The organism is Arthrobacter agilis (assembly GCF_002953615.1).
Taxonomy (GTDB): Bacteria; Actinomycetota; Actinomycetes; order Actinomycetales; family Micrococcaceae; genus Arthrobacter_D; species Arthrobacter_D agilis_B.
Window position 1 is genome coordinate 2,875,551 of the sequence record NZ_CP024915.1, and the last position, 8,016, is coordinate 2,883,566.

13 protein-coding genes are annotated in these 8,016 nt (G+C 71.9%); 7 read left to right on the plus strand and 6 right to left on the minus strand.

All coding sequences use genetic code 11. From position 1 onward, the window contains the following. A partial coding sequence (locus CVO76_RS14015; RefSeq protein ID WP_208739756.1) for a zinc-binding dehydrogenase occupies nt 1–673 on the plus strand: 673 nt, incomplete at its 5' end. Nucleotides 674–682: 9 nt separating this feature from the next. After that, the gene (locus tag CVO76_RS14020; protein WP_208739757.1) at nt 683–1,276 is read left to right on the plus strand and encodes a hypothetical protein; all 594 of its coding nucleotides are present in this window, start codon (nt 683–685) and stop codon (nt 1,274–1,276) included. Nucleotides 1,277–1,452: 176 nt separating this feature from the next. On the opposite strand, the gene CVO76_RS14025 is transcribed toward CVO76_RS14020, so the two are convergent. Next, nucleotides 1,453–2,688 carry an MFS transporter gene (locus CVO76_RS14025; RefSeq protein WP_133081100.1) on the minus strand — a complete coding sequence of 412 codons (1,236 nt, stop codon included), beginning with the start codon at nt 2,686–2,688 and terminating at the stop codon, nt 1,453–1,455. A gap of 117 nt (nt 2,689–2,805) precedes the next feature. Here CVO76_RS14025 and CVO76_RS14030 point away from each other — a divergent pair, with 117 nt between their 5' ends. The 3 genes from CVO76_RS14030 to CVO76_RS14040 are packed head-to-tail and all read left to right on the plus strand — an operon-like array spanning nt 2,806 to nt 4,399. Continuing rightward, nucleotides 2,806–3,399 (plus strand): molybdopterin-dependent oxidoreductase, encoded by a 594-nt coding sequence (locus tag CVO76_RS14030; RefSeq protein WP_208739758.1) that lies wholly within the window; start codon nt 2,806–2,808, stop codon nt 3,397–3,399. Next, nucleotides 3,396–4,112 carry a ferredoxin reductase gene (locus CVO76_RS14035; RefSeq protein ID WP_208739760.1) on the plus strand — a complete coding sequence of 239 codons (717 nt, stop codon included), beginning with the start codon at nt 3,396–3,398 and terminating at the stop codon, nt 4,110–4,112. Before CVO76_RS14030 ends, CVO76_RS14035 begins: the two co-directional genes overlap by 4 nt. A 2-nt stretch (nt 4,113–4,114) precedes the next feature. Further along, nucleotides 4,115–4,399: a DUF6510 family protein gene (locus CVO76_RS14040; protein ID WP_133081103.1), complete on the plus strand. Its 285-nt coding sequence runs from the start codon at nt 4,115–4,117 to the stop codon at nt 4,397–4,399. Nucleotides 4,400–4,410: 11 nt separating this feature from the next. Here the strand turns inward: CVO76_RS14040 and CVO76_RS14045 are convergent, their stop codons facing one another. The 5 genes from CVO76_RS14045 to CVO76_RS14065 form a co-directional block, all read right to left on the minus strand. After that, entirely contained in the window at nt 4,411–4,713 is a 303-nt protein-coding gene (locus CVO76_RS14045) for a hypothetical protein (protein ID WP_208739762.1), read from the minus strand. A gap of 188 nt (nt 4,714–4,901) precedes the next feature. Next, the gene (gene crcB / locus CVO76_RS14050; protein ID WP_208739764.1) at nt 4,902–5,282 is read right to left on the minus strand and encodes a fluoride efflux transporter CrcB; all 381 of its coding nucleotides are present in this window, start codon (nt 5,280–5,282) and stop codon (nt 4,902–4,904) included. After that, the gene (locus tag CVO76_RS14055; protein ID WP_244185995.1) at nt 5,279–5,704 is read right to left on the minus strand and encodes a fluoride efflux transporter FluC; all 426 of its coding nucleotides are present in this window, start codon (nt 5,702–5,704) and stop codon (nt 5,279–5,281) included. Before CVO76_RS14055 ends, crcB begins: the two co-directional genes overlap by 4 nt. Nucleotides 5,705–5,732: 28 nt before the next feature. Then, nucleotides 5,733–6,482 (minus strand): dienelactone hydrolase family protein, encoded by a 750-nt coding sequence (locus CVO76_RS14060; protein ID WP_208739769.1) that lies wholly within the window; start codon nt 6,480–6,482, stop codon nt 5,733–5,735. Beyond that, nucleotides 6,479–6,886: a DUF1801 domain-containing protein gene (locus tag CVO76_RS14065; RefSeq protein ID WP_133081108.1), complete on the minus strand. Its 408-nt coding sequence runs from the start codon at nt 6,884–6,886 to the stop codon at nt 6,479–6,481. The genes CVO76_RS14060 and CVO76_RS14065 overlap by 4 nt, the downstream gene beginning before the upstream one ends. A 138-nt stretch (nt 6,887–7,024) precedes the next feature. Between CVO76_RS14065 and CVO76_RS14070 the strand changes: the two genes are divergently transcribed. Together CVO76_RS14070 and CVO76_RS14075 are read left to right on the plus strand one after the other, a co-directional pair. Beyond that, nucleotides 7,025–7,561, plus strand: a complete 537-nt coding sequence (locus CVO76_RS14070) for a GNAT family N-acetyltransferase (protein ID WP_244185997.1) — start codon at nt 7,025–7,027, stop codon at nt 7,559–7,561. Nucleotides 7,562–7,622: 61 nt separating this feature from the next. After that, complete coding sequence (locus CVO76_RS14075) at nt 7,623–7,919, plus strand: hypothetical protein (RefSeq protein WP_208739771.1); 297 nt, start codon at nt 7,623–7,625, stop codon at nt 7,917–7,919. Nucleotides 7,920–8,016: the final 97 nt, after the last annotated feature.

An 8,016-nucleotide genomic window follows, 5' to 3' on the forward strand; every position in this document is an offset into this window, starting at 1 on the left:
CACCGACGCCCTGGCGACCGGGTACTTCGGCGCGCAGCTCGGGGACATCGTCGAGGGCGACACCGTGGTGGTGTTCGGCGCCGGCCCCGTGGGCCTCTATGCGGCGAAGTCTGCCTGGCTGATGGGAGCGGGGCGCGTGATCGTCGTCGACCACCTCGAGTACCGGCTCGAGAAGGCCCGCACCTTCGCGCACGCGGAGACCTACAATTTCGCCGAGTACGACGACATCGTGGTGGAGATGAAGAAGACCACCGACTACCTGGGCGCGGACGTCGTCATCGACGCCGTCGGGGCGGAGGCCGACGGCAACTTCCTCCAGCACGTCACCTCCTCGAAGTTCAAACTGCAGGCCGGTTCCCCCGTAGCCCTGAACTGGGCCATCGATGCGGTGCGCAAGGGTGGCACCGTGTCCGTCGTCGGAGCCTACGGGCCCCTGTTCAGCGCCGTGAAGTTCGGCGACGCCATGAACAAGGGCCTCACCCTGCGCATGAACCAGACGCCGGTGAAACGCCAGTGGCCGCGCCTGTTCGAGCACATCCAGAACGGCTACCTCAAGCCCAGCGACATCGTCACGCACCGGATACCCCTCGAGGACATCGCCGAGGGCTACCACATGTTCTCGGCGAAACTCGACAACTGCATCAAGACACTCGTCATCGCGAACCCCAGCTAGGAGATCACCGTGTCGTCATCCACGCCGTCCACGCCCTATGTCGCGAACAAGTCCAGGGACATCCCCACTCCCGAGGCACTGCGCGCCCGGATCCCCGGCTGGGGCGCGGACCTCGACCCGAAGGACCGACCGTCGTTCCCGCGGGAGGTGTTCGATCCGGCCGGGACCGGGGCGCACTGGGACTACCCCGAGGAGCAGCCGGGCGGAGAGGGCCGGGAGCGGTCGGTCGAGCACAGCCGGCTGACCCCGGCCTTCGGGACGAGCGCTCCCCTGAAGGGCGTCTCCGGCAGCATCCGGCGCTATGCCTACCGGTACAGCGAGGGCTGCGCCGCGCACTGGCTCCTGCTCCTGCTCGGAGACCGCGTGGACGCATGGGGTTCCCACGCGGCATCATTCGCCACGCTGCGTCCCGACAACCCCATCACGGAGACGGGCGTGCTGGCGGAGGGACGCCGGCACGGCCTCGCGTCCCGCTTCGGCACGGGACGCGCGGACACCAAGCATCAGTGGATGGATCCGATCATCGTCGGCGGCCCGTGGGTCGCCGCCTCGGCAGGCGTCGTCCTCGCCGCGCGTGCCATCGCCCGGCGCGGGAGGCGCTGACCGCCCGGAGCACCGCACGGGATGGTGAACGCTGCTGCACACCGGGTCCCTGGATATCGACAGGACGACCATCGACGACGAACTCGCCCGGGTGACGGATGTCTGGACGCCGCACGTGTCGATCGACCAGCAGCTCTCCCCGTCCCGCGCCCCGGCCTGGTGCCCCACCGCCGGGGTCAGACCCGGGAGGCCGGCTCCGCCGACCCCGGGGCGGCGCGCGGGATCCAGTACCAGAGGACCCCGGCACCGAGGAAACCGAGGGCCGCCGTCACCCAGATCCCCGCCGAGAGCGTGGCCAGAGCCGTCACGAGGGAGAGCAGCGCCGGCCCGGCCATGGTGCCGGCGTCGGTGAGCAGGCGCCAGATCCCGAGGAACTGGGGACGGCCCGGTGTCGGGGACAGATCGGCTCCCAGCGTCATGACGATGCCGGACCCGATCCCGTTCCCGAAGCCGATGAGCAGGGCCACGAGCAGCAGGCCCACGGCATCCGCGGTGAGGGGCAGCAGGGTCAGGGCCGTCCCCATGATGAGCATGCACGGCACGGCGATCCACCGGCGGCCCTTGACGTCCATGACCTTGCCCGAGGGGTAGAAGATCAGCATGTCGATCGCGCCCGAGAGCCCGTAGATCAGTGCCGTCGCCGAGGCGTCGAGGCCGATGTTCTCCGCCCACAGGGGCAGCACCGCCTGGCGCGTGGCCCGCACTGCCGCGATGAGGAGCACCCCGATGCCGACCGTGACGAAGATCCGCCGGTGGCTGCGCATGACGGAGCGCACCGTCGGGGCCGGCGGCGGTGCCAGGGCGGCTCCGACCGCGTTCTGTGCAGGGAGCGGCCTCCGGGCCGGTGCGTCGAGTTCCGGGACACGCCAGCTGAGGGCGGCAGCGGCGAGGCTCGCCACTCCTCCCACCCAGTACGCGCCGTCCAGCCCGAGGGTACTCATGGCGAGGGCTGCGGCGAAGGGACCCACGAAGACCCCGATGCGGGTGACACCGCCGAGCGTCGAGAGCGCCCGCGCGCGGAAGTACGGCGGCACGGCCTCGGTCAGGTAGCTCTGCCGCGCGAGCCCGAACACGGCGCCGGCCATCCCGACCATGAAGACGGCAGCAGCGAACACCGGCAGGGTGGGTGCCGCGAGCGCGAGGAACATCGCCGCCGCGCACCACAGGGCGGCGCCCACCAGGGCCTTCCGCTCGCCGAAGCGCGTGGCGATCAGGGTTGCAGGGACGTTCGTGACCAGTGATCCGATGCCGGAGAGCGTGATGACCAGGGCGGCCGTCGCGAGGTCGGCGCCCAGCTCGCGAGCCGTCAGCGCGATGACGGGCAGGATCGCGCCCGTGGCCACCCCGTAGAGCAGCGAGGGGCCGTAGGCTCCCACGGCGATGGCGCGCAGGTCGAAGGTCTCCTCGGGCACCGTTCAACCCTAGTCCGCCCTTCCGGCGTCCGCGTGACTGCTCTGGACAGTGCCGGGCGGCTGGCATACGTTTCTCCTACCGCCGAACCGGCGTCCTTCCTCAGGCGGGAGTACCGCATGGCAATACCGACCTCAGGCTTCGCGGGCAGGCGGCGGACCAGGGACGTGAACCTCCCGCCGGGCCAGTACGCGACCGACAGCTTCCCCGTCATGTCCGCCGGCCCCACACCCCGCGTGCTCCGGGCGGACTGGACATTCCAGATCGCGGCCGGCCAGGGCCGGACGCACCAGTGGACGTGGGAACAGCTGCAGGCCCTGCCCCAGGAGGACGTCACCACGGACATCCACTGCGTGACCCACTGGTCGAAGTTCGGTACCGCCTGGCGCGGCGTCTCCCTCGACACGCTGTTCGAGGACGTCGAATCCGGGTCCGACCACACGATGGTGCACTCGTACGGCGGCTACACGACGAACATCCCGCTCGGGGACCTCCTCGACGGGAAGGCGTGGCTCGTCCACGAGTTCGACGGCGAGCCGCTCGCTGCCGCGCACGGCGGGCCGGCCCGGCTGCTCGTACCCCACCTCTACCTCTGGAAGAGCGCCAAGTGGGTCAGCGGCATCCGGCTGATGGACCAGGACCTCCCGGGCTTCTGGGAGACCAACGGCTATGCCATGTACGGGGACCCGTGGCGCGAGGATCGCTACTGGTGAGGCGGACCTGGCAAGCGGCAGAGGTCAGCGCCGCCCGGCCCGAGACGGCGACGGCGCGTACGCTGCGGCTCCGCTTCCCCGACGCCGTCTCAGGAGTGGCCGGGCAGCACGTGGACCTGCGGCTCACCGCCGAGGACGGCTACCAGGCCGTGCGCTCGTACTCGGTAGCGGCGTGGGTGCCGCCCCACGAGCTGGAGCTGACGGTCGAGGAGCTCGACGACGGGGAGGTCTCCCCCTACCTCGTCACCGAGTTGTCCGTGGGGGACCGGCTCGAGGTCCGCGGTCCCGTGGGCGGCTGGTTCACGTGGACCCCGGACCTCGGAGGCCCGCTGCAGCTCATCGCCGGAGGATCGGGCATCGTCCCCCTCATGGCGATGCTCCGATCCCATGCGGAGGCCCGCTCGGTGGTGCCGGCGCGCCTGCTGTATTCCGTCCGGGACCCCGGGAGCGTGTTCTACCGCGGTGAACTCACCGTCCTCGGACAGGAGGACACGCAGGTCACCATCGACGTCGCCTACACCCGTGCCGCGCCCGACGGCAGGCCCGTCGGGCGGCTCACGCGGGACGCCGTCACCGCCGCCTGCTTCCCGCCCGAGGACCATCCGGCCATCTACATCTGCGGCTCCACGGGATTCGTCGAGTCCGTCGCCTCGTGGCTCGTGGAGGACGGACACGACGCCGGCCGCATCCGCACCGAACGATACGGAGGATAGGGATGGACGATCAGCAGCAGCACTCCCCGGACCAGGACCACCTCGACGGCAATGCCCTCGCGGGCGCCCTCGAGCAGTTCGTCGCCGACCTCACGAGCGCCGACTGCACGTGCGACGGCTGCGGATCGTCCGCACCCCTGGCGACCGCCCTGCTCTATGCGCGGGCTCCGGGCATGGTGCTGAGGTGCCCCACCTGCACCGCGGTCCTCCTGTGCCTCACGGATCAGGGGGAGCGCCAGGTCCTGACGCTCGACGGCGTCCGCCATCTCGTCATCGCCCGACGCTGAGGACGGTTCGCTCAGTCCCCGCCGCCGTCTCCCCCACCGCTCCCGGAGTCGAGGAAGCCCGGCAGCTCGGCCTCCGGGCCTCTGTCCGGCACCGCGACGAAGGTCTGGACCGAGTCACCGGCGCGCAGGGCCGCGGCGTCCGCGTAGTCCGGGAGGCCGACGGCACCGGGGTGGGTCGAGGCCGGCATCCCGGCAGGGTCGAACGGCACCCCGGGAGGCATCTCGCCGGGTACCTGCACCGTCGCGTCGGTACCGGGTGCGAGGTCTCCCACCAGGGAGATCGTCAGGGCTGCCTCGTCGTCGATCGTTCCCACGGGATCCTCCTCCTGTCGGGCCGCCTGTGCGACCCTGTGGATCGATCGTCCCCGTTCCGGCGGTGGTGTCAAGGGGCATCGTGGAGGGTGGCCCTCGAGCCTGCCCGGCCGCGAGGACGGGTCACAGCTGATGGACGGGCCGCACCTGATGGACGGGCCGTGCGGGAGCCGTCGCCCGAGGCTGCACCTCAGGCGGCCAGCAGTCCGATCGACAGTCCCGCCCCCGCTGCAGCGAGCGCCGCCGCCGCGGTTCCCGCACCCGACAGCACCGCGGGCCAGACACGGCCGGCCTGGAGCAGCCGCACGGTCTCGTTGCTCGCCGTGCTGAACGTGGTGTAGCCGCCGAGGAATCCCGTACCGCCCACGATCGTCCACGCAGGCGGAAGGGCTGCTGCAAGGACGAGTCCGGTCAGGAGCCCGAGCAGGAAGGAGCCGCTGATGTTGACGGCCATGGTGCCGGCGGGGACGGGACTGCTGACGCGCGCGCGGAGGGCTCCGTCGAGCAGGAAGCGCGCCACCGAGCCCAGCCCGCCCGCGACGCCGAGCACCAGCACGAGTCCTCCGCTCACGGCGCCGCCCCCCGCGCGCCCGGTGGGCGGGTCCGGCTGCCCACGGCGATGCCCGCTGCCGTCGCCGCCAGTCCCAGCAGGACGGACAGCACGAGGTAGGCGATGCCCTCGACGGCGCGGCCGGCTCCCACGAGGACCGCGGAATCGACGGCGAGCGCGCTGTACGTGGTGAAGCCGCCGAGGAAGCCCGTGCCGAGGAGGAGTCGGGCTGCCCGGCGGCCGCCCGTGTCCGGGCCCCGCCGGGCGAGCACTTCGAGGAGCAGCCCGAGGGCGAAGGCCCCCGTGAGGTTGATGAGGAGGACGGGGAGCGGAAGGCCCGCCGGTGCCGGCAGGGCCTCGGCGAGGCCGAAGCGCGCGAGGGTCCCCGCGGAACCGCCCAGGAAGACCAGGCCCAGGGCGGCGGGCCGGAGGTGCGGTGGCACCCTCCCCTCCGTCGGGCGTGCCGGGGACTCAGGCAACGTGGCGCGCGAGGAAGTCCAGGGCCAGGCTCCAGGCGTCCCCTGCCGGCCCGGGCCTGTAGGCGAACCGGTTCGAGTCGTTGAAGAAGGCATGGCCCGCGTCGGGGTAGACCGTGGCGGTGAAGTCCACGCCTGCCTCCGCCATCGCTGATTCCAGCGCCGGCAACGCGGTGACGAGCCCGCCGTCGTCCTGCCCGTAGAAGGCCAGGACGGGAGCCTCGATGCGCGCCAGTTCCTCGGCGGAGAAGTCGGCGTGGCCGTAGAAGGGCACGCATGCCAGGAGCCTCGGCTCGTGGACGGCGAGCGAGAAGCTGTACGTACCGCCGAAGCAGAAGCCGGTGATCCCCACGCGTCCGGCCACCTCGGGGTCGTCGTGCAGGAACTCGAAGCAGGCCTGCACCCGCTGCGTCATCAGCGCACCGAACCCGGGGTCCTGCAGCGGCGCCAGCAGTGCCCGCAGCTTCGGCTGGGCCCGGTTGCGAGCCTCCGCGTCCGGGCCGGCGATGGCCTCACCGATGCCGGCGGTGCTCTCCTCGGTGATGCCCTGGTCGGCGAGGAGGTCAGGGGCGACGACGACGTAGCCTTCCCGCGCGAAGCGGTCGGCGACGTCCCGGGTGTGGCCGACGAGCCCCCAGACCTCGTGGAGAAGGACCAGCCCGCCCCGCACCGGGCCGTCGGGGCGCGCCACGTAGGCGGAGATGCTGCCGGCGCCGGTGTCCGTGGGGATGTCCTGGAGGCTCATTCGCCTAGGCTTGCACGCTTCGTCAGGGTCCGCCAGCCGCCTGCGCGGTTGTCGGCGATGATGGCCCGGAAGATCTCCCGCAGCGCGTCCTCGTCGAGGGGCCGGTCCTCGTACACCGCGACGGTCCGTCCCGTGGAGTTGGTGTGCCCGCCCGTGATGATGCCCTGGGGGTCGGGGGCGAGACCGCCGTCGTAGAGGAAGACATTGACGTGGTCCCTGGTGGCGAGCAGCGCACAGACGTTGCCCTGCAGCACGAAGTACGGCTGGCGCGTGCGCTTGATCGTCTCCTCCACCTCCGGGTCCGCCTCGTGGACGAGTCGGCGGACCGTTCGGCAGATCTCCTGCTGCCAGGGCGGCAGAACATCGATGTAGTCGTCGATCCGGGGTTCGGGTGCCGGGGCCATGCGGACAGTGTGCCAGTGCGGCCCGCCGGCGGGAAGGGGCAGGCCGGAGCGACGGCCCCGGGCGGAGCCGCTGGCCACCACGCGGAGTCCACGCAGCGGTGGCGGTTCCTCGTCCCCGCCGTGCACTACAGTTGCCGGGTGCCACGCCCTACGCTGCCGTCCGGAGGAGGCCTGCGGCTCCTCGAACCGTCGGACGCCGAGGCTCTCGCGCGGGCCTACCGGCAGAACCGGGAGCAGCTCGAGCCCTGGGAGCCGCTCCGCGACGACGCCTTCTTCACGGAGGAGGGCCAGACGGAACGGATCGCCGGAATGCTCGGCGGCCTGGCTGCAGGGACCGACGTGCCCTGGGTCCTCACCGCCGGGGACGGGATCGCCGGCACGATCACCCTGTCGGGGATCGTGCGGGGACCCTTCCTCAACGCCCACGTCGGATACTGGGTGGACCGGCGGCTGCAGGGCCGCGGTCTCTGCTCGGCAGCCCTCGGGGAAGTGCTCCGGTACGCGCGCGACACCCTCGGACTGCACCGGGTCCAGGCGTCGGTCCTGCCGCACAACGCGCCGTCGATCGCCGTCCTGGAGAAGGCCGCGTTCACCGTCATCGGCCTGGCGCCGTCCTACCTGTGCATCGCCGGGGACTGGCAGGACCACACGCTGTACCAGCGCCTCCTGTACTGATCCGGGGACACAGGGAGTACTATCGGTGCCACCACAATCAGTCAACGACGACGGACGTGTGATGACCACCAGATTCTTCCTCCCTCTCGGCATCCTCAGCATCTCCCTCGGATTCTTCGCCCTGTTCGCGGGCGCCCGCGGCTATCCCCTCCTCCTGGTCGTCGCGGGCGGCATCGTGCTCGCGCGGCTGTGCTTCCGGCGGGTGCCCGCTCCCCGCGGGGACCCCGATGACGGGCGGGCCTCCGGGTTCTCGATGCCCCCCGTCGGCACCTGCCCGCCCGAGCGCCTGCGCGAGGCGCGGGATCTCGCGGCGCGGGTCCTCGAGGCGTCGGACACCACCGGCGCACACCGGCGGTGATGGCCCTCCGCCGGCCCGCGGACCCGAGCGCGCCCGCAGCCTGCCCTCCGCCCGGGCGTCCTGCCGGGTGCGCGCCGTGAGGCGGGCCGCAGCGCTG